Below are 25,917 nucleotides of genomic sequence, written 5' to 3' on the forward strand. Positions count from 1 at the left end.
CTCTTCGGTAATCTGTTAACCAGTCCGCCGGTTTGATTACACCGGCCGCATCCAGGAATTGTCTTGTATGAGATTTATCGATCATGTTGCTGCCTGCAATGATCATGACGCCAGTCGTTTCGTCCCGTTTACGATAGGAGGAGTGACGGTCGGTCGCATACGACCACTGTTTGCCGAATTGCTGAAGCCCTGGCCAGCGGTTTTCTCCGTAACCGATCACTTTGTCGCCCTCAACTGCCGGGAAACCGGGCTGATCGAGCGGTCTGCCCAGGTGGCCGGGGTACTTGAGCAACTGATCGCCCTGGGTGAGCTGAGTCCCTTTCACGGTGAACGCTACGCGGCTGCGCCCCAGGGCGGTGCAAGCCCTCTGCTGCTGATCGATCGTGCGATGGCGCCCCTGTTTGGTATCCGGGCATATGGCCAGCATGTCAACGGCTATGTCCGCTCCCCGGATGGGCTGAAAATGTGGGTTAGCAGGCGTGCCCATGATCGTCAGCACTATCCCGGCCGGCTGGATAATCTGGCGGCGGGTGGACTGCCTTATGGTATCTCGCTGAATGAGAATCTGGCCAAGGAGTGTTGGGAGGAGGCGGGAATTCCTGGCCATCTTGCCCGTCAGGCTGTGCCGGTAGGTGCCGTAAGCTATCATATGGATACGGAGAAGGGTTTCAAGCACGATACACTTTATTGTTATGACCTTGAATTGCCTGAAGATTTTATTCCTGAATGTATGGATGGCGAGGTGCAGTCATTTTACCTTTGGCCGATCGAGGAAGTGCGGGATGTGGTGAAGAACAGTAGTGAGTTCAAACTGAATTGCAATCTTGTGATTATCGATTTTCTCATCCGCCACGGCTATATCGGACCCGATGACGAGACGTATTTGGCCCTGCTCACGGCGCTACACCCCGCCCCGCCTCCGCTTGAACCGCCATCCGGGTAGTTCGCGTGTTACACTTTGACCCATGGCGCAATGAAACCTATTGGGTCAAACCAGGGTCCAACTGATGTTTATTAGGATGCGATTCAAATCTATGAAATTCAGATACCTGCTGTTTTGGGCTTTATTGCTGCTTCAGTGTTTTACTCTTGCCTGGGCCAGTGTCAGGGAGGTTCCGCTCGATGAGCTGCAACCCACGCGCGCCCAGCGACAATCCACACTGATTATTCTGAAAGTGATCAACGAGTATCACTACAAAAAACACCTCCTGGACGATGAAATGTCCCGGGCGATCTTGAGTCGGTATCTGGAAGTACTGGACCCGAACAAGAGTTTCTTTACCCAGGGGGATATAGACCGATTCAATGTAATTGGTGATCGTCTGGATGATGATTTGAAAGATGCCCGGCTCGACTCGGCATTCAGCATTTTCCGGGTCTATCGCCAGCGCATCGATGAACGGATCAAATATGCTTTAAAGTTGCTTGATCGGGATTATGATTTCACCATCAACGAAACCTATCGATTCGACCGTCAGAAGTCTCCCTGGACTGCCGACACAGCGGAATTGAATGAGCTTTGGCGTAAGAAAGTGAAGAGCGATATCCTCAGCCTTAAGCTCAAGGATAAGCCGCTGGATGAAATCAAAAGTACCCTGCAAAAGCGTTATACCGGTATTCAGCGGCGAACCCGTCAAATGGATTCTGACGATGTATTTCAGGTCTTTATCAACTCCTACACCTTGAGTCTGGAGCCTCATACCTCCTATATGTCCCCACGGGTGTCGGAGAATTTTGATATCAGCATGCGGCTTTCATTGGAAGGAATCGGCGCCGTATTGAAAAATGAAAACGAATATACCGTGGTACAGCGTACCGTCGTCGGTGGTCCGGCAGCCTTGAGCGGACAGATCAATCCGGGGGACCGGATTGTCGGGGTCGGTCAGGATGCCGAGGGTGAAATGGAGGATGTGATCGGCTGGCGTCTGCAGGATGTGGTTGATCTTATCCGTGGTGCCAAGGGCACCACTGTCCGGTTACAGCTCCTGCCTGAAGACGAGGGATCGACCGGACGTTCCAAACTGGTCACGCTGGTGCGCAACGAGATCAAGCTGGAGGATCAGGCCGCCAAGAAGTTTGTCATCAAGGATCTGGGTGGTATGGGAAATATTCGCATTGGCGTAATTGATATTCCTGCCTTCTATCGGGACTTTCAGGGGTACTCCAAGGGTGACAAGGATTTTACCAGCACCACTCGCGATGTCCGTAGGCTGATTCGCGAACTGGAAGAGGAAGGCGTGGATGGCATTGTTATTGACTTGCGTGAAAATGGTGGTGGCTCCCTGGTAGAGGCCACCGAGTTGACTGGCCTGTTTATCCCTTCCGGGCCGGTGGTGCAGGTGAAAAATGCCTCGGGTGATCTGGACATAGAAAACGATCCCGATCCCGATCAGGTCTATACCGGACCGCTGGCGGTTCTGGTCGACAGGCACAGTGCCTCGGCTTCGGAAATTTTCGCCGGGGCCATTCAGGATTATCACCGGGGAATTATTATCGGTGAGCCCACCTTTGGTAAGGGAACGGTACAGACCCTGGTCGATCTCGGGCGGTTTGTGCGCTATGGGGAAAAGAACCTGGGGCGCCTGCGCCTGACCATGGCGCAATTTTTCCGAGTGAATGGCGGCAGTACCCAGTTTAAAGGGGTTGTGCCGGATATCGTGTACCCATCCGCGGTGCAATCCGATGATCAGGGTGAACGGAGTCTGGATAACTCGCTACCGTGGGCAAAAATCGATGCCGTGAACTACAAGGCCCAGGGGCTGGGATTGCTGGAACCCTATCGGCAGATGCATCAGCTGCGCATCAAGGATGACCCCGGTTTCATCTATCTCACACAAGTCGAGGCGATGCTGAAAGAAGTAAAGGCCCAGGATACGGTGTCACTGCTTGAAAAGGATCGGGAGATTGAGTGGGACCAGCGGGAAAAACGCCGCAAGGCGGAGAAAAACCGCTTCCTGATGGCGGTTGGACTGGACCCGGAACCGGAAGACGTGGATGAGAATAAAGAACGCACCGACCCGGCCGCAGATCAGGATGATCCGGTCGCCAGAATCATGCTTAACGAGGCAGCCCATATCCTGGCTGATTACATCGGTGGTCAGAGCAGGGCCGCGATGGTTAATTGATTAGCTAGGCTTTATCCGGATAGACCGCGCTCAATCCACTTTCTGACCCTGTTCGCATCACCGAACGGGGTCAGTTTGCCAAATGAGTTGAGCAGCACAATGGTTAGTTCGCGCCCTTTGACCTTGGCCTTCATTACCAGGCAGCGCCCTGCTTCATTGATATAACCAGTCTTGCTGAGCTGAATATTCCAGGCCTGATTCTTCAGTAGCCGGTTCGTATTACCATAGGTTAGCGGCCCCCGCTTTGGGTAGGGTCGAACGTCCATTCTCAAGCGGGTGGTGGCATCCGCTATCTCCGGATAATCGCTGGCCGCCTTGACCATTCTGACCAAGTCGTTGGGTGAAGCTACATTACCTGCATCCAGTCCGGCTGGATCGGTAAATCGGCTGTCAACCATTCCCAGTTGTCTGGCTTTCGCATTCATTGCCCGGATAAACTGCTCGGTACCTCCGGGATAGGTACGGGCCAGCGCGCTGGCAGCCCGGTTCTCTGACGCCATCAGCGCCAGATCGAGCAGACTGCGGCGACTCAGTGTGGCGCCATAGTTCAGTCTCGAACCGGTGAGCCTTATCAGATCCCGGTCCTGTTTGGTAATGCGAATCTTCTCATCCAGGGGCAGGCGCGCATCAAGGATCACCATGACCGTCATCAGTTTGGTGATCGAGCCGATCGGCAGTGGAGTATCACTCTGTTTGCTATAAATTTCGTTGCCGGTGCTGTCAACGATCAAGGCGGAGGCTGAGCGCAGTTTCAACTTTTTCTCATCCAGCCTGTTCCAGGCAGGATTGACTGGCTGAGGGGTTGCCGATGACGGGGATTGTGCTGTGGATGACCGCGCAGGTTCGCCGGCATTCAGTTGACACAGGGGCAGAAACAGGAGGAAAAATATGTACTTCTTCAAACTTGACTGATCCGGGCTATTGAATTTCGGCTATCTTTGCCCAATTTGGGATTAAATGCAAAAACCGCGACCCCTTCATGCAAGGGGATGTCCTACGGTAACAGTCTGGTGGGTGTCGTTTATTCATCGGACAGAAGGCAATCTCACTGGCTATAATGCCGGCTAACCGAGAGGGCTTTGTCCGGAGCGGGTGGGACGAATAACCAGAACAGACAATACCTGGGACAAAACGATTGTATCAATCTGTAGAAAATCGTATCCGGCAGCTATCGGATGATATTGGGCAATATTTGTCTACCGGCGGTGCTGTAGGGCTTGAGAAAGAGTGCCTGCGAGTTTCGGAGGATGGCAGTATTTCCCAGCGGCCGCATCCCGTGGCGTTGGGTTCTGCGCTGACTCACCCCTATATCACCACCGACTATTCCGAGGCGCTTGCGGAGCTGATTACGCCACCCTGCGCGCGTATAGATGAGGCGCTGGATTTTCTCAAGGATACCCAGAAGTTTGTCTACGACCACCTGGAAAACGAATATCTCTGGGCCACCAGCATGCCCTGTGTACTGGACGGAGGGGAGAATATTCCGTTGGCCTATTACGGCACTTCCAATCCCGGCATTATGAAAAATGTCTATCGCCGGGGCCTCGGTCACCGTTATGGCAGGACCATGCAGGTGATCGCCGGCGTCCATTTCAATTTCTCCTTCGCCGATGACTTCTGGCCGCTGTATCGGGAGTTCCGGCGGAGTCAAGCACAGCAACGGGCCTTTATCGACAGTGCCTATCTGGAGCTGATCAGAAACCTGCAGCGATTTGGCTGGCTGATTCCTTACCTTTTCGGGGCCTCTCCGGCGGTATGCAAGTCCTTTCTGGGCGACAAGCCGACTGAACTGGAGGAATTTGACCGGCATACCTATTTTGAACCTTACGCCACCTCGCTGCGCATGGGTGACATCGGTTATACCAACAGCAAAGAGAAGGGCGTCGGCATCAAGGCGAACTACAACAGCCTCGATAGCTATATCAATAGTCTGACCCACGCCATTGAAACACCGAGCCCGTTGTGGGAGAAGATCGGAGTGGAGGTGAATGGCCGCTACGAACAGCTCAATGCCAATATCCTGCAGATCGAAAATGAGTATTACACCACCGTGAGACCCAAGCAGGTGCTGGATGGGTTGGAAAAACCGACACTTGCGCTGCGCCGGCGGGGTGTGCGCTATATTGAACTGAGATCGCTGGATGTGAATGCATTCCACCCGCTGGGTGTCAGTGAGGAGCAGCTCAGTTTTTTGCGCGCTTTTATGGTGTTCTGTCTGCTGCTGGAGAGTCCACCGATCAATGTGCAGGAGCGCAGGGAGATTGATCAGAATATAGGCGGTGCCGCGCACCGCGGGCGTGACCCCTCGCTCTATCTGTCGCGTCAGGGCAGGGAGATCCGGCTGCGTGACTGGGCGAGGGAACTGCTACAGGCCATGGAGCCGGTGTGTGAACTGCTGGATCGATGGGATGACGCAAAACCCTACGGCAAGGCACTGAAGCAACAGCAGGCCTGCGTCGCCGACCCGGAAAGTACCCCTTCCGCCAGGATGCTGCAGGAGATGCGCGAGCAGGGTGAAGGATTTTTCCATTTTGCCAGGCGTAAGTCCCTGCAGCATCGGAACTATTTCAACGGCTATGTTCCAGACACCGAGCGCTACCGGATGTTCCTTGATGAGGCGGAGATGTCTCTGGAGCGGCAGCGTGAACTGGAGCAGGAGACCGGCGTAAGCTTTAGCCAGTTTCTGGCTGATTATTTCGCCCAGCACTAGTACTGCTTCAAATTGATAAAGCACCTAATGTAGGGTGGGCTAGGCGCATTGTTTGCGCGGTAACCCACCAACCGTGCCGTCAGCCACACCTTAAATAAACGGGATTAGAGCTTAAGTCAGCGCTATTTGCCTCACACCCGCTTCAGCACCCAGTCCATGAGCCGATCAGGCAGTAGTCGTTTCAGTGTGCCGAACAGGTACGTGGGCAAGGTGACATAATAGCGAATCCGTGGCCGGGGACTCTCCAGTGCGTGAATCACCCTTTTCAGCACCGCTTCCGGGGGCAGGGTAAAGGGTACGGCGGGGCCATCCCGGGTCAGCCGCTCCTGCATCGCCCGGTAGGCTTCCTGGTGAGGGCTGTGGGCCGGATCAACATGGTGTTTCCACATGGCGTAGGCATTTGCCCGGAAGCGGCTTTCAATCGGTCCCGGTTCGATCAGGCTGACCGATATGCCACTGCCTTGCAGTTCCAGTCTCAAGGTATCGCTTAGACCTTCCAGGGCAAACTTGCTTGCGTTATAGGCGCCACGGTAGGCCAGTGCCGTGAACCCCAGCACGGAACTGTTCTGAATAATCCGACCTTCCCCCTGCCTGCGCATCACCGGTATGATTTTGCAGGTGAGTTCATGCCAGCCAAACAGATTGGTTTCAAACTGGGCGCGTAAAGCTTCCCGGGTCAGGTCCTCAACAGCGCCAGGCTGGCCGTAGGCGCCATTGTTGAACAGTGCGTAAATTCGGTTGTCCGTCATGGCCAGAATCTGTGTGACGGCCTGCTGTATGCTGTCGGAATCAGCGAGGTCCAGTACAACCGATTCCAGTCCGGACTGGACAAGTCGTTCCACGTCCCTGCTTTTCCTGGCAGTGGCAATTACCCGATAACCTCTCTGTTTCAAGCCATTGGCCACGCACAGGCCTATGCCACTCGAACAGCCGGTGATCAGAATTGATTTCCTGGATGGATCACTCACTTGAGCCTTCCTTTGTGCCTGGTCTTGTGTCGGTTTCCACCAGTCATCACAGGCCTGTCTGAAAGGGCTGCGATCCGAGATTCCCCAGTCTTGTGAATTGGCGGTAGTGACGGCAGATTGTAGCGAATTAACCGAATATATTGCAGTCTCCGCATCTAAAGTTTCCGTGCTGTTGTCCGCTACAGGATTGCATGCCTGGTTTTTGGTATGGAATTGGTCTGTAGAGTGATGAGGAAGTATTTGTGGATATAGCGACACTGGTTGGGTTGCTGGGCGGTTTTGGAATCATCATCGGGGCGATTGCCACGGGCGGCGATATCATGCTGTTCATTAACGTGCCCTCTATCCTGATTGTGGTGGGCGGCACTTTCATGGTGACCCTGATGCAGGTCTCTCTGAAGGATTTTCTGGGCTCTTTCACCATTGGCATGAAGGCCTTTTTTTACAAGACGGACGATGCGGCATTTTTGATTGAAGAGGCGGTCAGGCTGGCCGATGTGGCGCGTAAGAATGGCCTGCTTGCCCTGGAAGGGCAGGAGATCAGCAACAGCTTCCTCAAGCAGGGTATCAGTCTCTGTGTCGATGGACATGATCCGGCACTGGTCAATCGTCTCTTGAGCAAGGATATCGACCTGACTATTGGGCGTCATGAAGTAGGCCAGGCCATGTTTAAAAATATGGCCACCATGGCCCCTGCGATGGGCATGATCGGTACACTGATCGGTCTGGTGCAGATGCTGGCCAATATGTCTGATCCGGCAAGTATCGGTCCCGCCATGGCGGTAGCACTGCTGACCACGCTCTACGGTGCGGTGATCGCCAACGCATTTGCCCAGCCGTTGGCTGACAAACTGGCACGCGCCAGCAGCCTGGAGAAAATCAATAAATCGCTGATTATAGAGACCATCGCGGGTATCCAGGAAGGTATGAATCCACGGGTATTGGAACAACTTCTCTCGACTTATCTGCCCTCGAATAAGCGCGTCAAGGAAGAGACCGAGTAAGCGATATGGCAGATGATTGCCCAAAATGTGACGAGGGCCTGCCTCCCTGGCTGGCGACCTTTGCCGACCTGATGTCCTTGTTGATGTGTTTTTTCGTGCTGCTGCTCTCTTTTGCCGAGATCGATGCGATACGCTTCAAGAAGATGGCGGAATCGATGAAGGATGCTTTTGGTGTGCAGCGTGAAGTGCCGGCACCGGATATTGTCATGGGCACCAGCGTGATCATGCAGGAGTTCAGCCCCTCTACCATTCCGGAACCTTCACTGGTTGATGAGGTGCGGCAACAAACCACGGACATTGAGAAACAAAATCTGGATGTGCCGTCTGACGTGGCCGATGCTGTGGTTGAGGCCGCGCTGGAAAAGGTATTGCAAGAGGTGGCACAGCAGGCCGAGGAGATCAGAGAGGCACTTAAGCTGGAGATCGAAGAGAATCTGGTCAGTGTGGAGACAGAGCAGACCAAGATCATTATCCGGATCAATGAAAAAGGCTCTTTCCCCTCCGGCAGTGCCAAATTGAATGATGATTTCTATGGCGTGATGGTACGCATCAGCGAGGCTGTCGCACGTACGCCCGGTAAAGTGGTGGTGGCCGGGCATACTGATGATGTACCGATATCCACCAACCGGTTCCGTTCGAACTGGGAGCTCTCATCTGCCCGAGCCGTGACCGTGGTCCACGCCCTGCTGGACGATCCCAATGTCGATCCCAAGCGAATAGCGGTGGAGGGGCATGCGGATTCTCAACCGCTGGTGCCGAATGATTCAGTGGAGAACCGGGCAATTAACCGGCGGGTTGAATTGATTATTCAACGTGGCTCGGATCTGGATAACGGGGGGTTGCTGGAACTTCAGGTGCCACAAGGTTAGGGTAAATCGGTATTGCAGGTGATACTAAATAGCTAACAAACTGGAACAAGCGGGGTGAGTTGTCGTTGAATATCAACCAGAATGAGCGTAGACAATTTTTTCGGATCGACGACAGCCTCAGTCTGAGTTATCGGCAGGTCTCTTCTGATCGCCTGGCGGCTTCAATCGAGTGTCTGGAAAATGAAATCGACAGTGACTTCACCGTGGTCAGCAGTCTGGCCGCAGTCAGTCAGGAGATGATGGGAACACTGAATAAGATTGAATCGAGCCGACCGGAGATCGCCGCGTATCTCAAGTCCCTGGACAGGAAGATCGATATCCTCGGGCGTGCCCTGATGGCACAGACTACCGAATTGTTAAAGCAGCCGGCACAGGCCGTCAATCTCAGTGCTACCGGTATCTCGTTCCAGGTTTCCGAATTTATTCAGCCGGGTTCCACGCTGGAACTGAAGCTTCTCCTGACTCCTTCCTACGCCGGTATCCTGAGTTTTGTTGAAGTAATCGGTTGTGATCCCGCCGCACCCGAACCGGAAGAGCCGGATCCGGGATACAATCTGCGTACCGCCTTCGTACATATACGAGAGCGGGATCGGGATGTGCTGATTCAACATGTAATACAGCGTCAGGGCGCCCAGATACGCCGCGCTCGGGCAGTGCAGGAGCAGCATGGGCGGGGGTGACCGCCGGCTATTTTTTCGCCAGACTACGGATGCAACGCAGATAGGCCTGCTCGTCGGGCATGCGGTTTTCCCGTTGTGCTTCCCATAACATTTTACCCAGGCACTCCATCATCCGGTGTTCCGCTTCGTGACTGTCAGCCGCGCCCAGGACCACCTGCTGATAGAGTTGACGAATACCTGTCGGTCGGTCGGTGCCGATCTGTTCCTGCAGACTGATATGCATACCCATGTGCAGAAACGGGTTGGTCTCGCCCAGATCGGGTAGAAAATCCTTATCCAGCGCACTGTCCGGAGCTTCCAGCAGGGCGTGATATTCCGGATGTTGTCTAATGGTTTCGGCAACCATCCGTTCCAGCGGGATCAACTCCTCTCCGGTACACGCCTTGCGCCAGGCCTCGGTAAAGAAGCGGCGCATCTGGGTTCGATCATTTCCAAACATTATCCTATAACTCTCAATCCAGATTCTTGTCGCGGAACTCACACAGATCCTCAATGATACAGGAGCCGCATCGGGGACTGCGAGCCAGACAGGTGTAGCGTCCATGCAGAATCAGCCAGTGGTGTGCGTCGAGCAGAAATTCCCTGGGTATATTTCTTAATAACCGCTTCTCGACTTCCAGTACATTTTTCCCTGGTGCTATTTTTGTGCGGTTGGCGACGCGGAATATGTGGGTGTCGACGGCCATGGTGGGTTGTCTGAATACCGTGTTCAACACCACGTTGGCGGTCTTTCTGCCGACGCCTGGCAGTGCCTCCAGCGCCGTCCTGTCCTGTGGTACCCGGCCCTCGTGCATCGTTATGAGCTGCCTGCAGGTCTTGATGATATTGCTCGCCTTGCTGTTGAACAGGCCGATGGTCTTGATATAGGTCTTCAGTCCTTCTTCGCCGAGCGCCAGTATCGCCTCCGGGGTGTTTGCCACTGCATAGAGCTTGTCCGTGGCCTTGTTCACCCCCTTGTCGGTGGCTTGCGCGGAGAGAATGACCGCGATCAGCAGTTCGAAAGGGGTATTGAAATTTAACTCGGTAGTGGGGTGCGGATTCAGTTCGCGTAATCGCTCGAAGATAGTACGTCTGATTGCCTGGTTCATATGGCGGATTTTACCATGACAACTCTCCACAGGGCCGATAAATGTGTACTGGTTGGATGTTCCGGGAGTATGGTGCCGGTTTATTCCGGTCCGCGTTTCAGAAATTACCAGATATAAAGTAGTATATATTTTTTGCGATGCTTTATTCAGAATTAACTACCGAGGCATGGGATGCTCAATCCGTTACCCGCTTCTTTACTGAAGAACCCGGAATTCCAATCCGCGCTGGTCCGGTTGGGTATCTGGTTATTTGCCGTCGTTTATATCGGATTCGGGGCGGCTACGAATTATTACGCGGTCGATCTGGGGGATTATGCGCTGCTGTTCGGCGGCTATCTGATACTGTTTCTCTCCGTGCTGACGAGCGTGTTCTATCGCCCGGTGTGGGAGGCCAGACGCTATCTCTCCCTGCTGTTTGATATTTCCGCCACCAGCCTGTGCATCTATCTTACCAAGGAAGTGGTGAGTCCTTTTTATCTGCTTTATATCTGGATTTTTATCTCCTACGGCACCCGCTATGGGAAAGCATATCTGAAGGCGGCATCGCTGCTCAGCATCCTTGCCTATGCCCTGGTACTGACGGCTCTGGGACAGTGGGAGAGGTATACCTTTGAGGTGATCTTTTTTCTCTTGCTGCTAATCATGCTTCCGCTCTATCAGTATGTACTGCTGAGAAAATTGCACAATGCCAGGCTGGATGCGGAGCAGTCGGACAAGGCGAAAGGCATCTTCCTGTCCAGTATGACCCATGAACTGCGTACCCCGTTGAGCGGTATTATGGGGATGTCGCAACTGCTCAGGAATACCACACTCGATCCTGAACAGAAGGAGTATGTGGACTCCATTGCCTCATCGGCCAATATCCTGGACTCTCTGATCAGTGAGGTGCTTGATCTTTCCAAGATGGATGCCGAGGGTTTCGAGTTGAAACCGAGATTGTTTGATATCCGTGGGCTGTTCAGGGATATCAGCCTGACACTGTCTCATCAGGCCCTGGATAAAGGTATTGAGTTGATCTGTTCCGTCGATGAACGTGTTCCGGTGCAACTCTATTATGACGAACTGCGGTTACGCCAGATTCTTTGCAATTTGCTCTCGAATGCACTGAAATTTACCGAGTCTGGAGAAGTGGAGTTGTCGGCATCTTTGGCACTGGTTACCGCCGGAGGTGGTGAGGAGATGCTGTTGATAACAGTCCGGGACACGGGTATAGGCATTTCGGAAGCGCAACAGCTGAAGCTGTTTGAATGTTTCTGGCAGGCGGATGCCTCCTCCACCAGTGGTCATGGTGGTCTTGGTCTCGGCGCCACTATTACCCGGCGTCTTACTCATCTGATGGAGGGGGATGTCAGCGTTGAAAGCAGCCCCGGAGTCGGCAGTACCTTTCAGATACGCTTACCCCTTACCGGGCAGATACCAGACCCGGCAGCGTACCGGTCACGCCTGTTTGATGGGTTTACGGCGCTGATCTATGAGACCAACCAGCGCACGTGTGACCTGATCAGGGAGTCATGCACCGAGCGGGGCATGCACTGTTATTCTGTATCCAGGGTCAATGAACTCTCCGCGGTGGTTCAGCAGGTGGAGATGCGGGGTGGCCTGGATTTTGCTATTGTTGCCGATTCTCCGGGTGGTCAGGATGTATACCGAATCGGCCGGGTTCTGCGCCAGCACCTGGGGAGTGACCTCGCCATTATCTACCTGGGGTATATGGAGCGAAGGCTGCAGGACGATCACCCGGCCAGCCATTTCCTGATCAAGCCGTTTTTAGCATCCGAACTGTTGAGTCATATCGGGTTACTGCTGAAGCGAGGCGCATATCCGGAGCATGACAGGGCAACGGATTCTCGCAGCAGGGCGGCATATCAGGTGAATGTTCTGATGGCCGAGGACAATGCGATTAATGCCAGGGTGCTGAGTACGTTACTGAGTGGCATTGGTTGTCATGTGAGCTGGGCAAGGAATGGAGAGGAGGCGTTGCAGATGGCATTGAACGATGCCTTTGATATTGCATTCATCGATCTGCGTATGCCGAAAATGGATGGCCTGGCATTTACCCGCGAGATGCGTGAGCAGGAGAAGGGTGACCGACGACTGCCCATTATTGCCTTGACGGCCAATATATCATCCGCTATCCGCAAATCGTGTGCCGAGGCCGGCATGGATGACTTTCTGGCCAAGCCGGTAGATGAACGGTTATTGCGGCAGACGATTGAACGTTATACGTCAATCAATAACGACAGCAATTAGAGTCCCCGATAGGGGATCCGTAAACCCTCGCCTTTAGCTACGACCTATGCCCGGTCGTAGGAGCTGCTTTAGCTGCGATCTGTGCGCGGTCGATGAATTCCTTCGCGGCTAAAGCCGCTCGGGCGCTTGATGGGGTACAGGGATTGCGGCAGTGTCAGGGCTCAGCGTGCCCATCGAGGTTGCCACTCAAGGATTGGGCGAGGCAATATCGAGCAGAGGGGCGGCGTCGATGGTTTCCGCATCCATCATGGTGGCGACGCGCTGCAGCGCCGAGAGAATCTGGGTTTTTTCCCAATCTTCCAGTGCTTCAAATCGTTCAATAAATTTTTCGTGCAACAGGGGAGGGGTGGATAGCAGTACTTCCTTGCCGGCCTCGGTCAGGCGCGCATTGACCACGCGCTTGTCCACGCTGCTGCGCACCCGCTCGGTCAGCTTTTTATCCTCAAGGCGGTTAAGGATGGTGGTGACGGTCGCCTGACTCAGGGATACATCGTCGGAGATCCGCTTTACCGTGACATCGCCCAGCGCGTTGATGGCTCTCATCACCATCACCTGGGGAATGGTCAGGCCGCAACTCTTCACCATCCGCTTGGACTGCAGATCGGTCGCCCGAATGATGCGACGCAGGGAGACGAGCACGTCATGCCAGTACTGATTTTCGGCCATGAGTTGAGTCAGGTTGAATTTGACGGGTGATGGATTATAGCCAGTTTTCATATTTCAACCAATGTGAACTATTTAGTTTGTACTCTAAACATTAGAAGTGTAATAATATAGTATTACACTGAGCATGAGAAGGGCATCTGGCGGGATACGCCCGGCCGGGTATATCTCTGCCGAGGTGCCGCGCCCTATAACAGGAGTTTTATATATGTGTGGTTTTGCCGGGATCTATGCACCCGGAATGCGTGAATCAAATGTCGGGCGGGTAGAGCAAATGATCCGCAAACTGGCCCCCCGGGGTCCTGATGGTGAGGGGATTGTGACCCGCAACGGACTGGCCCTGGGCCACCGGCGCCTGAAGGTGATCGATCTGTCGGAGCATGCCCAGCAGCCCATGGTAGATGCCGAGCTCGGGCTCGATCTGGTGTTCAACGGCTGTATCTATAATTATCGGGAACTGCGCGAAGAGCTGCAGGGTCAGGGTTATCGTTTTTTCTCCCACGGCGATACCGAGGTGGTGTTGAAGGCTTACCACGCCTGGGGGCTGGAGTGTGTGAAACGGTTCAATGGCATGTTCGCCTTCGCCATCCATGAGCGAGACTCCGGGCGTCTGGTGCTGGCCCGGGACCGACTCGGTATCAAGCCCTGCTATATCGCCGCTACGGATGGCCGGGTAGCATTTGCATCGACCCTGCCCGCACTGTTGAAAGCCGGTGATATCGATACCTCAATCGATCCGGTGGCACTCAACTACTACATGAGTTTTCATGCCGTGGTACCGGCACCGTTTACCCTTCTGAAGGGGGTGCGCAAGCTGCCGCCAGCGACTGTCCAGGTCTATGAACAGGACGGCTCGCATCACAGCGAGACCTACTGGCGTCTCAAGGTGGGGAGTCGTGAAGAAGATCGTGCGGTCAGTGCCGAGGAGTGGCAGGAACGCGTCCTGGCGTCGCTGCGGCGTGCGGTGCGCCGCCGCATGGTGGCAGACGTACCGGTGGGCGTGCTGCTCTCCGGTGGCCTTGATTCCAGCCTGATTGTCGGCCTGTTGGCGGAGCAGGGCCAGACCGGTCTGAGCACATTCTCTGTGGGTTTTGAAGAGGCGGGTGGTGAGAAGGGGGATGAGTTCCAGTATTCCGATCTGATTGCCGAGCACTTCCAGACTGATCACCACAAGATAATGGTCCCCTCCAGCCGTCTGCTGGAGACCTTGCCGGAGACCTTCAATGCCATGTCTGAGCCCATGGTCAGCTATGACAATATCGGTTTCTATCTGCTTTCTCATGAGGTCTCAAAACACCTCAAGGTGGTTCAGTCCGGCCAGGGTGCCGATGAGGTGTTCGGCGGCTATCACTGGTATCCGCCATTACTGGAGAGTGGTAGCGGGGCGACTGATTATTGCCGCCTGTTCATGGATCGCGACTTCGATGAATATGCCGAGACGGTACAGGCAGGGTATCTGCAGTCTGACTTCGCCAGCGCATTTATCGAACAGCAGTTCAGCGATGAAGAGGGTGGTAATGCGGTGGATCGGGCGTTGCAGCTGGATACCACGGTAATGCTGGTGGATGACCCGGTGAAGCGGGTCGACAACATGACCATGGCCTGGGGTCTGGAGGCCCGAGTACCTTTCCTGGATCACGAGCTGGTGGAGCTGGCGGGCCGGGTGCCGGCCGATCTGAAGGTGCGAGGTGATGGCAAATGGGTCTTGAAAGAGGCCGCGCGCCAAGTGATTCCACACCAGGTGATCGATCGACCCAAGGGCTACTTCCCGGTGCCGGCGCTGAAATATATCGAAGGACCCTATCTGGATTTTGTGCGGGATGCACTGAACGACACCCGCGCCATCAACCGTGGCCTGTTCAATCGGGATTACCTGACCAGACTGCTGGATAACCCGAAGGATCACATTACCCCGCTACGCGGCTCCAAACTGTGGCAGGTCGCCCTGCTGGAGTTGTGGTTGCAGACCCATCATCTCTAGGTTGTGGCGCAATGAGCAAAGCAGAAAAAGGAAGGAGCGGTAATCTGAATATCGAGCAGATGGGGTCGCTAAAACACTGGGGTGCCCCCCCCAGTTCGATTGCCGATGAACTGGACAAGCAGGCGGTGGTGGATTGCGGTTGGGGCCGACTGATTTTTGGTCAGACCTTCCGCTCCAGTCGGCAACTTGCCGATCAATTGCGTGACGAGAGTCTGGGTCGTCGGGATGTGGCGCTCTACAGCCGTGACCCGCAGGTCGTAGTGTCCCAGGCACCCCAGGAGCTGTTTATCGATCCCTCCCTGACCTATCGACTGAACCTGGAATATGCCGAGCTGGCGGATATGGTCGGTCATGGTATCGAGATTCGACCGATTACCGATGCCAGTGATGTAGAGCAGGTCAACCGGATATACAAGGCGCGCTCGATGGTGCCGGTAAGGGACGGATTTTTTGACTACCAGCGCACGCATCCGGAACTGCATGTTCTGCTGGCCGTTGAGACTGCGAGTGGACAGGTGGTCGGCTGTGTTACCGGGGTGGATCACCATCTGGCTTTCGATGATCCGGATAACGGCTCCAGTCTCTGGGCCCTGGCGGTGGACCCCCAGTGTCTGCATGCCGGCGTCGGTGAAGCACTGGTGATCGCACTGGCCAACAGATTCAAGGGTGCCGGCCGCTCCTTTATGGATCTGTCGGTGATGCATGACAATGAGCAGGCAATCCGGCTCTATGAAAAGCTCGGTTTTTTTCAGGTGCCGGTCTACTGCATCAAAACCAAAAATGCGATTAATGAACTGCTCTATGTCGGACCAAAAAATGATGAGGAGCTGAATGTCTACGCACAGATTATTGTCGATGAAGCCTACCGCCGTGGCATTGTAGTGGATATTGTGGATGCGGCCGGTGGCTTCTTCGACCTCAGCCTGGGTGGCCGGACGGTCAGCTGTCGGGAGTCGCTGACCGATCTCACCAGCGCCGTGGCGATGAGTCGCTGTGATGACAAGGCGGTGACTCGCCGGTTTCTGGCCCGGGCCGGACTGCATGTGCCGGAACAGGAACTGCTCAAGGACGAGGAGCAGGCACTGGCTTTTCTGCAGCGTCACCAGCGTATCGTCATCAAGCCGGCTCGCGGGGAGCAGGGTGTCGGTGTCTGTGTTGATCTGAGCGAGCCGGCTGATGTGAGAGCGGCCTATGCCCTCGCCGCCGGCTTTTGTGACCGGGTGGTGGGAGAGCGTTTTGTATCGGGTGACGATGTGCGGATTATTGTTATCAATGATGAAGTGGTCGCCGCGGCGGTTCGCCGTCCCGCTTCAGTCGTGGGCGATGGTTCCCGCAGCATAGCCGAGCTTATTCAAAAGCAGAGCCGCCGGCGGGCAGCCGCCACCCAGGGCGAGAGTGTGATCCCGATGGATGATGAGACGGAACGTTGTGTGAAAGATGCTGGCCTCACTATGGATCAGGTACTGCCCAAAGGTCAGCGACTGAAGGTGCGCAAGACCGCCAATCTGCACACCGGAGGCACCTTGCAGGATGTGACGGACCGGCTGCATCCGGAACTGGTCAAAGCGGCCATCTGCGGAGCCCAGGTACTGGATATGCCACTGGTCGGATTTGATTTTATCGTGCCGGATCTGGAAGGCCCCGAGTACGCCATTATTGAAGCCAATGAACGGCCCGGTCTGGCCAATCATGAACCCCAGCCCACGGCTGAAAAACTACTGGATATGTTGTTCCCCCAAACCGCCCTGGCAAACAGGTAAACCAATGAAAATAATTGATATCGATCGCACGTATCTGCGTGAGACCCTGCTGGAACTGCTGCAAGTGCCCAGCCCAACCGGTATGACTGACACTGTGGTACAGCTGGTTTGCCACAAGCTGGAGCAGATGGGGGTTGAATATGAACTGACCCGGCGCGGGGCGATTCGTGCCAACCTTTCCGGTGAAGTGCACTCACCGGATCGGGCCATTGCGGCGCATCTGGATACCCTGGGTGCCATGGTCAAGAACCTGAAGTCAAACGGACGGCTGGAGGTGGTTTCGGTCGGTACCTGGCCGGCGCGTTCGGCGGAAGGTGCCCGGGTGACGCTGTATATCGATAAGGGTATTCAGTACCGGGGTACGCTGCTGCCATTGAAGGCGTCCGGGCATGTGTTCGGCAAGCAGGTGGATACCCAGGAGGCGAGCTGGCAGAACCTGGAGCTGCGTCTGGATGAGCCGGTGCACAGCATCGCTGACCTGGAAAAGCTCGGCATTCATCCCGGGGATATGGTCTCCATTGATCCGCAGCCGGAATTTCTCAAAAACGGTTTCTGGGTCTCCCGCTTTCTCGATGACAAGGTGGGCGTGGCAGCGGTATTGGCAGCGGCCAAGGCGATCTGTGATGCCAAGGTCCCGCTACCGATGGATTGTCATCTGCTGTTCACAATCTCGGAAGAGACCGGCGTCGGTGCCTCGCATATTCTGCATGGTGACGTGGCCGAACTGCTGGCGGTGGATAATGGCACCATCGCGCCGGGTCAGAACACCTCCGAATACGGCGTTACCATCGCCATGCAGGACTCCAGTGGCCCGTTCGACTGGTACCTGACCCGGCGGCTGATCTCACTCTGCCAGACCTGCGGGATAGAACACAGCCGGGATGTATTTCGCTACTACCGCAGTGACTCGGCGGCGGCGGTGGAGGCCGGCAATGATATTCGTACCGGGCTGATCTGTTTTGCCCTGGACGCTTCTCACGGTCATGAACGCACCCATGAAAAATCGGTGCTGGCGGTGGCCCGCCTGCTCTCCATGTACATGCAGAGTGGCCAGCTGTTCGAGCGGGATGAGCGACCCCTGGGCCCGCTCGATGATTTCCCGGAAGATCCCGCCGGCTGGGACGACGATTTCAGTGTGGACAAACCGGTATCCGAATAGTCGCGTGTGAGGCGGGTAGTGGGGCGAACGATATCGAAGGGATCAATGCTCCGCTTCCCCGTACTCCATAGGGCGCCGTGACCGCCTCGATACGCCAGGCGGCGTCAATGGTGCGCCGCGTGTCAGTGACATTCATCTGCGATTTTCAGGGGACTCCACATAGATCATCCAGGGCACGCCAAACCGGTCGGCGACCAGGCCGAAGGCAGGCATCACACCAGCCTCCGAATCGTTGGTGGCTTTTACAATAATCATGAATCGCATGTGCGTATCCTCCCTTGTCAGGGTTGCAAACGGCCCCGTCCGCTACTGCATGGAGTGCAGGCCGAACAGGTTGCCCTCTGTGTCAAAGCCCAGGCTGATGAACCCATACTCCCCGATGGACATCTTGGCTTGCTTAATCTGTCCACCGGATTCGTCTATGCGCGCCTCTTCAACGGCACAATCATCGCAGGCGAAGTAGATCAATGTGCTCACACCACCCGAGGGGACACCCGCCATTTTTACCAGTGCGCCAGAGGCCCCTGCGCTGTTCATGTCCATGGGAAAGCCCCACATCTCCAGATCCGGTGTATTCAGTCGTTCCAACTTGACCTGAAATACCGATTCGTAGAACTGCTTGGCACGTTCCATCTCCTGCACATAAATCTCAAACCAGACGACCGGGTTGTTTTTCATAAAAGCCTCCTTGATGAATGACGCAATAGCCACGCGTCGGTTAACCTGACGACTATTCTTGGACGATCATGTTAAATCCGCTGTAAATCATGGTTTGCCATCAAACAGCATGCTATGGGGCCGATCCGACTTCCGCCCGGGCTATTATCCCGACCCCCCGGGATGGTGGCTCGGGGTGTGGGGTGAACTATGGGGCGGCAGGTGGGGGCGTTGTTCAAACTCCTCCGGGCTGCTGCGCAGGCGGCGATCGGTGACCAGCCGGTAGAACAGCGGGATGAAAAAGATTGCCAGAAAGGTGGCAGCCAGCATGCCGCCGACCACGCCGGTACCAACCGCATGGCGTGCCCCGGCGCCGGCGCCGGTGGAGATCGCCAGCGGCAGCACGCCGAGGATAAATGCCAGTGAGGTCATTAGGATCGGTCGAAAGCGCAGACGGGCCGCCTCCAGGGCGGCGGCACTGGCGGAATATCCCTCGTCTTTCTTGAGCAGGGCGTACTCGACAATCAGAATGGCGTTTTTCGCCGCCAGCCCGAGCAGGGTTACCAGACCGATCTGAAAATAGACGTCGTTGCTGAGCCCGCGCAGCCAGACCGCGGCGAGTGCGCCAAAGGTGCCGAATGGCAGGGCCAGCTGGACGGCGATCGGCAGTGACCACTTCTCATACTGGGCGGCCAGGATCAGGAACACCATCAATACCGCAAGGCTGAGTGCGAGGCTTGAGGTGCCGCTGGAGCGCTTCTCCTGAAACGAGGCGGATGTCCACTCGTAGCTGAAATTCTTCGGCAGGGTGCGATCGGCGATCTCCTCGACAATCGCCAGCGCCTGGCCGGAGCTGATACCGGGCGCCGATTCGCCAAAGATTTTCACTGCCTGGATATTGTTGTAACGATCCAGGGTTTCCGGGCCCGAAGTGTACTCGACCCTGGCCAGGGCCGAGAGGGGGACCTGGGTGGCATCTCCGGTGGGCACGTAGAGTGCGCCGATGTCCTCCGGCCTGGCGCGATAGCCGGGTTCGGCCGACATCTGGACCTGCCAGGTGCGACCAAACTTGTTGAAATCATTCACATAGAAGGTGCCCAGGGTCGCCGCCACGGTGGTGAACAGAGCGTCGATATCGACCCCGAGGAGTTTCGCCTTGGCCCGGTCGACGTCGACATAGAGTTGCGGCACCCGCGAGCGCCAGAGCGACAACGGCTGGACGATGCGCGGGTCCTTGCGCAGTTCGGCGAGCAGCTGTTCGCTGACCTTGGCCAGCTCCTTTGGCCCGCCCTCGCCGCGATTCTGCAGGTAGAGTTCGAAACCGCCGGCATTGCCGAGGCCAAAAATCGGCGGCGGCCCGAAGGCGATCACCAGGGCCTCGCGGATGCCGGCGCTTTTTGCCATCAACTGGCCGACCATATCGTCGGTGGAGCGCTGGCGCTGGTCCCAGTGCCGGGCGGCGACAAAGATGGTCGCCGCGCTGTTGCGGAAGCCGCCGCCGAGAAAATCCAGTCCGGCGAATGCCACCACATGTTCCGCGTCGGGATCGTCACGCATGATCTCGATTACCCGCTGTGTCACCGCCTCGGTACGCCTGAGACTGGAACCGTCCGGCAGGTAGACCGCGCCGATGTAATAGCCCTGGTCCTCGTTCGGCACCAGTGATCCCGGGGTGATGTCCCACAGGAACAGCGCCGCACCGACCATCAGCAGGTAGAGCACAATGGCCAGTTTGGCCCGTCGCAACAGGAAACCCACCCCGGCTAGATAACCGCCGGTGATATGGGTGAACCCCCGATTGAAGGCGGCAAAAAAGCGTCCCGGGTGACGCCGCTGGTTTTGCAGGATAATCACCGACAACGCCGGAGTCAGGGTCAGGGCGACGAAGCCGGAGAGCACCACGGCGATAGCGATGGTGACGGCGAACTGGCGATACAGTTCACCGGTCAGGCCGCCCAGAAAGGCGATCGGAATAAATACCGCGCAGAGCACCAGGACGATGGCGATCACCGGCCCGGTCACCTCGCGCATCGCCTTCAATGCCGCCTCGCGGGCGGCAAGTCCCTCCTCGTGCATGATCCGTTCTATGTTCTCCAGTACCACGATGGCATCATCCACCACGATGCCGATCGACAGCACCATGCCAAACAGGGTGAGGGTGTTGATGGTGTAACCGAGCAGGTACAGGCCGATAAAGGTGCCGAGCAGCGACACCGGCACGGCGATTACCGGGATCAGGGTGGCACGCCAGTTCTGCAGGAATACGAACACCACCAGCACCACCAGCAGGATCGCCTCACCCAGGGTCTTGATCACCTCGCGGATCGACACCTCGACAAACCGGGTGGTGTCGTAGGGGATCGAGTAGGTCAGCCCCTCGGGGAACTGTTCGGCCAGGTCAGCCACGGTCGCCTTGACCTCGTCGCCGACGGCCAGTGAGTTGGCGCCGGGTTGCAGGAAGATGCCGACCAGGGTCGCCGGTTTACCGTTGTAGAGGCCGGTGAAGTCGTAATCCCTGGAACCCAGCTCGATCCGCGCCACGTCCTTAAGCCGCAACAGCGCCGTGCCTTCGCCCGTGCGCAGGATGATGTCGCCAAACTCTTCCGGAGTCGACAGACGGCCCTGGGCGTTGATCGTATAGACCAGCTCCTGTCCCTTGCCGATCGGCGGCTGGCCGATCTTGCCGGCGGCAAACTGGGCATTCTGCTCCTGTATGGCGCTGGCGATCTCGGTTGCCGTGACACCCAGTTCGGCCATCCGGTCCGGTTTCAGCCAGATCCGCATGGCATAATCCTTGGCGCCGAATATCTGTACGTTGGTGGTGCCGGGGATGCGTTTCAGGCGGTCCAGTACGTTCAGCGTAACGTAGTTGCTGGTGTAAAGGTCATCGAAGCGTCCGTCCGGGGAGAGAAAGGCGAGCACCTGCAGGAAGGCGGAGGAGCCCTTCTCGACCGTTACCCCCTGGCGTCGGACCTCTTCCGGCAGGCGCGGCTCGGCTTGCTTGACCCGGTTGTTGACGTTGAGGGCGGCCTGGTCGACGTCGGTGCCGATCTCGAAGGTGACCTGAATCTCCAGCACTCCGTTGGAGGCGGAGGTGGAGCTCATGTACATCAGACTCTCGATGCCGTTGATCGAATTCTCCAGGGGGGCAGCGACCGTCTGTTCTATGGTCTGGGCCGAGGCGCCGGGATAGATTGCCCGTACCGTGACCACCGGCGGGGCGATCTCGGGATACTGGGCAATGGGCAGGATGCGCATTGCCAGCAGCCCGGCAAGTACCAGGAAGATCGACATTACTGCGGCAAAGATCGGGCGATCGATAAAAAAGCGCGACAACATGATCAGCGCTCCCCGCCGGAGGACGCCTTGGCGCTGCTGGATGTTTCGGCCGTTTTATCAACGGGGGGCTGGGGTTGAATCGGCATGCCCGGGAAAAAGATGCGCGCCGTGCCCTCGATGACGACCTGGTCGCCTGCGCTGAGGCCGGAGCGGATCACCCAGAGCCGTTCACCCTCGGTGGAATCGGGACTATCCACCCACTGACCCACCTCGACTGGTTTGGACTGGGCGATGGTCATGCCTTTTTCACCCTGGCCGACGACATAGACGAACTTGCCGTTGGCATCTTCCTGTACCGCACGCTGTGGTACCGCCAGGGCATTGGGCAGGACACCCCCTTTGATCCGCACCTTTACGAATTGTCCGGGGCTGAGCCGGGCATCCGGATTGGGCAGGGTGGCGCGCCTGTCGTAGGCGCCGGTCTGCGGGTCGGTTCGGTAATCGCTGAAGTCGACCGGTCCGGTCAGCGGATAGATTGTGCCATCGGCAAGCTGCACCTCGACCCGGCGCTGATCGGGGGGCGGCAGTGTCAGACTGCCCTCGGCCAACTGCCGGTCAATTGCCAGCTGCTCGTTCTCGGCGATGGAAAAGCGCACATAGAGCGGATCGATCCGGGCGAGGTTGGCGAGCGGCCCGCTGGTGGGTGAGACAAATGAGCCTTCGGCCTGCAGGGCGCGCCCGATACGTCCGGCAATCGGTGCATCGACCCGGGTGTAGTCGAGATCGAGCTGGGCCTGGGCCAGTTCCGCCCGGGCGGCGGCGACACCGGCGCGATTCAGCTCACGGGTGGAACGGGCGTCATCCAGATCGCGCTGGCTGACCGCCAGGGCCTTGACCAGTGGGGTCAGCCGTTTCACTTCCCGCTCGGCCTGGATGAGGCGCGCGTTGGCCTCCGCCAGTGCCGCCTCGGCCACCCGCTTGCGGGCCACGAACGGGGCACTATCAAGCTGGAACAGCGGCTGTCCCGCCTCGACATGGCTGCCTTCCTCGAACAGTCGCTGTTCAATCAGTCCGGTAATCCGCGGGCGGATCTCGACCTCCCGCGAGGCCTCCAGTCGGCCGACGTACTCGAACTGTGCCGGCAGATCCTGCGGCAACAGTTCGATGACGGTGACCTGTTGTACCGGCATGGCGCTATCGGTCGGTTGCGACTCGCTCTCGCTGCAGCCGGCAAGTTGCAGGGCCAGCAGGCCGAGTATCAGGTGTGTTAAGGGAGTACGGATATGCCGTGTCATATTCATGCAGTGGCGTGTGCCTCTGTCGGTGGATTCAGGGAAAGCCGGGGTGTCATGGCTGTTACTCGTCGGTCATGGGTGTATCGGGCCATGACTCAGAGTGATAATAGTTCATAAATTGGAATCGCATGGGCATTCTGCCGCCTGGTTTTGGCAGCGGAAAAAACACAGTAAATACCGGTTTAATGGGGTGTCAGGGTTGGCTCTGGTCGTTCAGGGCCAAGGGAATGGCCAGCCGGTAGCCAACACCCTGCACGGTAATGACAAATCGTGGATTTGCCGGGTCATCGCCCAACTTGTTGCGCAGTTGACCGACCAGCACCCGCAGGTAATGGGTCTCCTCCTGCTGTGCGGGACCCCATACCTCACCCAGGATCTGCCGGTGGGTCAGTACCTGACCCGGTTGAGCGATCAGCAGTCGTAACAGCTCATACTCCTTTTTGGTCAGGTGGATGGGGTTGCCATCGACACTCACCTTGCGCTGGGAGAGATCCACCTGCAACCCCTGGGATTCGAACAGGCTCTGGGTTGCGGTAGATTGCCGGGTGTCACGCAACACTACCCGGATGCGTGCCATCAGTTCACTGATACCAAACGGTTTGGTGACATAGTCATTGGCCCCGGCATCCAGCGCCGCCACCTTCTGGGTCTCGTCGGCGCGCACCGATAATACGATGATGGGTACGTTCGACCACTCCCGCAGGCGCGAGATGAACTGCTGGCCATCCAGGTCCGGCAGTCCCAGATCGAGAATCACCAGGTGTGGCTGAGCCGTGGCGCAAAGGGCCAATCCCTCCGCGCCGAGGCGGGTCTCATGAACGGTATAGTGATGGGCCTCGAGACTGATACGCAGGAACTTGCGAATCTGCGCTTCATCTTCAACCACCAGGATAGTTTCGTTTGCCATGCTTATGCTTCGCTGTTTTCCGGTGGGCCGGCGGGCAGCAGGATCTGCATGCAGGTGCCGTGATGATTCAGTCTGCCTTGGGCGGTTACCATGCCGCCGTGCGCCATAATCATGCCGCGCACTATAGCCAGTCCCAGCCCGGTGCCCTGGAGATTGCCGCGATCACCCTGGCGGGCGGTGTAGAACATGTCGAAAATTTTTTCGCGTTCCTCAGGTGGTATGCCGGGTCCCTCATCACACAAAAGAATTTCCACCTGATTGTCCAGGTAGCGGGCTGTCAGGGTGATCTCGCCATCGGCTGGTGAAAAGCGTACCGCATTATCCAACAGATTAACCAACGCCTGTTCAATCAATACACCATGCACCCAGAGCAGGGGCACATCGGAGCCAATGGTTATTTTCAATGGCCACTCTTTCAGCCTGTCGCGCATCCGTTCCACAGCACTTGAGATGATGTCATGCAGATCGACCCAGTCACGGCGCAGATTCAGTTTGCCCTGTCCCAGTCGGGTCATATCCAGCAAATTCTGAATGTGCCGGTCCAGTCGCCGTGCCTCTTCGACCACGGTTTCCAGTAACTCGGTACGGTTCTTACTACTGAAGCTTTCGCCATACTCCAGCAGGCTGGTGGTGGAGCCGATGATGGATGCGAGAGGGGTACGCAGGTCATGTGATACGGATGACAGCAGGGCAGAGCGTAACTGCTCTGTCTCCGAGACCAGTCGAACCTGCTCCAGATCTTCCGCCAACTGGGTACGGTGCAGGGCAATGGCCGCCTGCTGACACAGGCTGCGGGATAGATTGAGCTGCTCACTATCCATCTGTTCGCTATTCATTACCAGCATACCGACAGGTTCCTGATCAGTGATGAGCGGCAACAGCTGCCATTGATCCTGCATGAGTGGTTCGGATGCGATTACTGACCAGGCTTGTTTGATATCAGTTACGGTCAGTGGGACAGGCAGGTTTGTGCCCGTACGTAAAACCGGAACGCCATTATTGTCCGGGAGATAGACGGCGACCGGACAGTTGAGGCTGTGTGTGAAGTGGTCAACCAGCGTGTCCAGCACATCATCGGTGCTGGCAGCAGAGGACATGTGACGACTGAATTCGTAAAGGTTCGAGATGCGTTGCAGGGAGAGACGTCGTTTGATCATCTCCTGATGCATGCGTGCTGCCAGATTGCCGGTTATGGCGGCCATGAGCAGGAAGAAAATGAGGGTGGCGACATCTCCGTCATCCGCCACTTCAAAGGTGTAGTAGGGCGGAGTGAAAAAAAAGTTGAAGGCGAGAAAACTTAATACGCTGGCAACCAGTGATGGGCCCAGGCCGGTGCGGGCAGAGATGATCAGGACACCGGTCAGAAACAGTAGCGACAGATTGGCATGGGGCATCAGACGATGCAGCAGGAAGGCGAGACTGACCGATATCAGAACAATAACCATGGCACCGGCATAGGCTAGTGGTTTCGCTGTGAACAGTTGATCCGCTTGCTCGGCGTCGATCTGGGTGGGCATGTTTA

The 25,917-nt window shown here is 56.5% G+C and carries 21 protein-coding genes; 10 read left to right on the top strand and 11 right to left on the bottom strand.

Features of this window, described 5'->3' with window-relative positions; genetic code table 11:
- Positions 1 to 67 precede the first annotated feature (67 nt).
- Positions 68 to 943, top strand: coding sequence for a DUF4743 domain-containing protein (locus ACHZBF_RS02835; protein ID WP_321527614.1), 876 nt, complete (start codon positions 68 to 70; stop codon positions 941 to 943).
- 91 nt (positions 944 to 1,034) lie between these two features.
- Positions 1,035 to 3,125, top strand: coding sequence for a carboxy terminal-processing peptidase (locus ACHZBF_RS02840; RefSeq protein WP_321527615.1), 2,091 nt, complete (start codon positions 1,035 to 1,037; stop codon positions 3,123 to 3,125).
- An 11-nt stretch (positions 3,126 to 3,136) separates the two neighbouring features.
- On the opposite strand, the gene ACHZBF_RS02845 is transcribed toward ACHZBF_RS02840, so the two are convergent.
- Positions 3,137 to 3,880: a serine hydrolase gene (locus ACHZBF_RS02845; protein ID WP_321527616.1), complete on the bottom strand. Its 744-nt coding sequence runs from the start codon at positions 3,878 to 3,880 to the stop codon at positions 3,137 to 3,139.
- A gap of 380 nt (positions 3,881 to 4,260) precedes the next feature.
- On the opposite strand from ACHZBF_RS02845, the gene gshA reads away from it, so the two are divergent.
- The gene (gene gshA / locus ACHZBF_RS02850; protein ID WP_321527617.1) at positions 4,261 to 5,835 is read left to right on the top strand and encodes a glutamate--cysteine ligase; all 1,575 of its coding nucleotides are present in this window, start codon (positions 4,261 to 4,263) and stop codon (positions 5,833 to 5,835) included.
- A 131-nt stretch (positions 5,836 to 5,966) separates the two neighbouring features.
- Here the strand turns inward: gshA and ACHZBF_RS02855 are convergent, their stop codons facing one another.
- A complete protein-coding gene (locus ACHZBF_RS02855; protein WP_321527618.1) occupies positions 5,967 to 6,803 on the bottom strand; it encodes an SDR family oxidoreductase in 837 nt (278 codons plus the stop codon).
- A 242-nt stretch (positions 6,804 to 7,045) separates the two neighbouring features.
- Here ACHZBF_RS02855 and pomA point away from each other — a divergent pair, with 242 nt between their 5' ends.
- The 3 genes from pomA (at position 7,046) to ACHZBF_RS02870 (ending at position 9,356) form a co-directional block, all read left to right on the top strand.
- Positions 7,046 to 7,807: a flagellar motor protein PomA gene (gene pomA / locus ACHZBF_RS02860; RefSeq protein WP_029132857.1), complete on the top strand. Its 762-nt coding sequence runs from the start codon at positions 7,046 to 7,048 to the stop codon at positions 7,805 to 7,807.
- A 5-nt stretch (positions 7,808 to 7,812) separates the two neighbouring features.
- The gene (gene tssL, locus ACHZBF_RS02865; protein ID WP_321527619.1) at positions 7,813 to 8,676 is read left to right on the top strand and encodes a type VI secretion system protein TssL, long form; all 864 of its coding nucleotides are present in this window, start codon (positions 7,813 to 7,815) and stop codon (positions 8,674 to 8,676) included.
- Between the two features lie 65 nt (positions 8,677 to 8,741).
- Positions 8,742 to 9,356 carry a hypothetical protein gene (locus ACHZBF_RS02870; protein WP_321527620.1) on the top strand — a complete coding sequence of 205 codons (615 nt, stop codon included), beginning with the start codon at positions 8,742 to 8,744 and terminating at the stop codon, positions 9,354 to 9,356.
- Positions 9,357 to 9,363: 7 nt separating this feature from the next.
- Here ACHZBF_RS02870 and ACHZBF_RS02875 read toward each other — a convergent pair whose 3' ends face one another.
- Both ACHZBF_RS02875 and nth read right to left on the bottom strand, forming a co-directional pair.
- On the bottom strand, positions 9,364 to 9,795 hold the full coding sequence (locus tag ACHZBF_RS02875; protein ID WP_273440698.1) for a DUF1841 family protein: 432 nt from the start codon (positions 9,793 to 9,795) through the stop codon (positions 9,364 to 9,366).
- A 13-nt stretch (positions 9,796 to 9,808) separates the two neighbouring features.
- A complete protein-coding gene (gene nth, locus ACHZBF_RS02880; RefSeq protein ID WP_321527621.1) occupies positions 9,809 to 10,444 on the bottom strand; it encodes an endonuclease III in 636 nt (211 codons plus the stop codon).
- 171 nt (positions 10,445 to 10,615) lie between these two features.
- Here nth and ACHZBF_RS02885 point away from each other — a divergent pair, with 171 nt between their 5' ends.
- Positions 10,616 to 12,694, top strand: a complete 2,079-nt coding sequence (locus tag ACHZBF_RS02885) for an ATP-binding protein (RefSeq protein ID WP_321527622.1) — start codon at positions 10,616 to 10,618, stop codon at positions 12,692 to 12,694.
- Positions 12,695 to 12,880: 186 nt separating this feature from the next.
- Here the strand turns inward: ACHZBF_RS02885 and ACHZBF_RS02890 are convergent, their stop codons facing one another.
- Positions 12,881 to 13,411, bottom strand: coding sequence for a MarR family winged helix-turn-helix transcriptional regulator (locus ACHZBF_RS02890; RefSeq protein ID WP_335342942.1), 531 nt, complete (start codon positions 13,409 to 13,411; stop codon positions 12,881 to 12,883).
- 154 nt (positions 13,412 to 13,565) lie between these two features.
- On the opposite strand from ACHZBF_RS02890, the gene ACHZBF_RS02895 reads away from it, so the two are divergent.
- From ACHZBF_RS02895 to ACHZBF_RS02905, 3 genes are read left to right on the top strand one after another with little or no spacing between them, the layout of a single operon-like run.
- Complete coding sequence (locus ACHZBF_RS02895) at positions 13,566 to 15,338, top strand: N-acetylglutaminylglutamine amidotransferase (RefSeq protein ID WP_321527623.1); 1,773 nt, start codon at positions 13,566 to 13,568, stop codon at positions 15,336 to 15,338.
- An 11-nt stretch (positions 15,339 to 15,349) separates the two neighbouring features.
- The gene (gene ngg / locus ACHZBF_RS02900; RefSeq protein WP_321527624.1) at positions 15,350 to 17,098 is read left to right on the top strand and encodes an N-acetylglutaminylglutamine synthetase; all 1,749 of its coding nucleotides are present in this window, start codon (positions 15,350 to 15,352) and stop codon (positions 17,096 to 17,098) included.
- A gap of 4 nt (positions 17,099 to 17,102) precedes the next feature.
- A complete protein-coding gene (locus ACHZBF_RS02905) occupies positions 17,103 to 18,257 on the top strand; it encodes an osmoprotectant NAGGN system M42 family peptidase (protein WP_273440702.1) in 1,155 nt (384 codons plus the stop codon).
- Between the two features lie 132 nt (positions 18,258 to 18,389).
- Here ACHZBF_RS02905 and ACHZBF_RS02910 read toward each other — a convergent pair whose 3' ends face one another.
- The 6 genes from ACHZBF_RS02910 to ACHZBF_RS02935 form a co-directional block, all read right to left on the bottom strand.
- Complete coding sequence (locus ACHZBF_RS02910) at positions 18,390 to 18,521, bottom strand: hypothetical protein (RefSeq protein ID WP_273440703.1); 132 nt, start codon at positions 18,519 to 18,521, stop codon at positions 18,390 to 18,392.
- A 42-nt stretch (positions 18,522 to 18,563) separates the two neighbouring features.
- Positions 18,564 to 18,935: a VOC family protein gene (locus ACHZBF_RS02915; RefSeq protein WP_273440704.1), complete on the bottom strand. Its 372-nt coding sequence runs from the start codon at positions 18,933 to 18,935 to the stop codon at positions 18,564 to 18,566.
- A gap of 144 nt (positions 18,936 to 19,079) precedes the next feature.
- Positions 19,080 to 22,253, bottom strand: coding sequence for an efflux RND transporter permease subunit (locus ACHZBF_RS02920; protein WP_321527625.1), 3,174 nt, complete (start codon positions 22,251 to 22,253; stop codon positions 19,080 to 19,082).
- Positions 22,254 to 22,255: 2 nt separating this feature from the next.
- Positions 22,256 to 23,494, bottom strand: a complete 1,239-nt coding sequence (locus tag ACHZBF_RS02925) for an efflux RND transporter periplasmic adaptor subunit (RefSeq protein WP_321527626.1) — start codon at positions 23,492 to 23,494, stop codon at positions 22,256 to 22,258.
- 187 nt (positions 23,495 to 23,681) lie between these two features.
- Positions 23,682 to 24,395 carry a response regulator gene (locus ACHZBF_RS02930; RefSeq protein WP_273440707.1) on the bottom strand — a complete coding sequence of 238 codons (714 nt, stop codon included), beginning with the start codon at positions 24,393 to 24,395 and terminating at the stop codon, positions 23,682 to 23,684.
- A gap of 2 nt (positions 24,396 to 24,397) precedes the next feature.
- Positions 24,398 to 25,912 (bottom strand): sensor histidine kinase, encoded by a 1,515-nt coding sequence (locus tag ACHZBF_RS02935; RefSeq protein ID WP_321527627.1) that lies wholly within the window; start codon positions 25,910 to 25,912, stop codon positions 24,398 to 24,400.
- Between the last annotated feature and the right edge of the window lie 5 nt (positions 25,913 to 25,917).

This window comes from Sedimenticola selenatireducens (assembly GCF_963675335.2).
Taxonomy (GTDB): domain Bacteria; phylum Pseudomonadota; class Gammaproteobacteria; order Chromatiales; family Chromatiaceae; genus Sedimenticola; species Sedimenticola selenatireducens.

Coding starts and splice junctions, on each gene's coding strand:
- ACHZBF_RS02875 (WP_273440698.1), bottom strand. CDS start 9,795: ATGTTTGGAAATGATCGAACCCAGATGCGCCGCTTCTTTACCGAGGCC.
- nth (WP_321527621.1), bottom strand. CDS start 10,444: ATGAACCAGGCAATCAGACGTACTATCTTCGAGCGATTACGCGAACTG.
- ACHZBF_RS02885 (WP_321527622.1), top strand. CDS start 10,616: ATGCTCAATCCGTTACCCGCTTCTTTACTGAAGAACCCGGAATTCCAA.
- ACHZBF_RS02915 (WP_273440704.1), bottom strand. CDS start 18,935: ATGAAAAACAACCCGGTCGTCTGGTTTGAGATTTATGTGCAGGAGATG.
- ACHZBF_RS02890 (WP_335342942.1), bottom strand. CDS start 13,411: ATGAAAACTGGCTATAATCCATCACCCGTCAAATTCAACCTGACTCAA.
- ngg (WP_321527624.1), top strand. CDS start 15,350: ATGAGCAAAGCAGAAAAAGGAAGGAGCGGTAATCTGAATATCGAGCAG.
- ACHZBF_RS02935 (WP_321527627.1), bottom strand. CDS start 25,912: ATGCCCACCCAGATCGACGCCGAGCAAGCGGATCAACTGTTCACAGCG.
- tssL (WP_321527619.1), top strand. CDS start 7,813: ATGGCAGATGATTGCCCAAAATGTGACGAGGGCCTGCCTCCCTGGCTG.
- ACHZBF_RS02840 (WP_321527615.1), top strand. CDS start 1,035: ATGAAATTCAGATACCTGCTGTTTTGGGCTTTATTGCTGCTTCAGTGT.
- ACHZBF_RS02920 (WP_321527625.1), bottom strand. CDS start 22,253: ATGTTGTCGCGCTTTTTTATCGATCGCCCGATCTTTGCCGCAGTAATG.
- ACHZBF_RS02895 (WP_321527623.1), top strand. CDS start 13,566: ATGTGTGGTTTTGCCGGGATCTATGCACCCGGAATGCGTGAATCAAAT.
- ACHZBF_RS02910 (WP_273440703.1), bottom strand. CDS start 18,521: ATGCGATTCATGATTATTGTAAAAGCCACCAACGATTCGGAGGCTGGT.
- ACHZBF_RS02905 (WP_273440702.1), top strand. CDS start 17,103: ATGAAAATAATTGATATCGATCGCACGTATCTGCGTGAGACCCTGCTG.
- ACHZBF_RS02930 (WP_273440707.1), bottom strand. CDS start 24,395: ATGGCAAACGAAACTATCCTGGTGGTTGAAGATGAAGCGCAGATTCGC.
- ACHZBF_RS02835 (WP_321527614.1), top strand. CDS start 68: ATGAGATTTATCGATCATGTTGCTGCCTGCAATGATCATGACGCCAGT.
- ACHZBF_RS02925 (WP_321527626.1), bottom strand. CDS start 23,494: ATGAATATGACACGGCATATCCGTACTCCCTTAACACACCTGATACTC.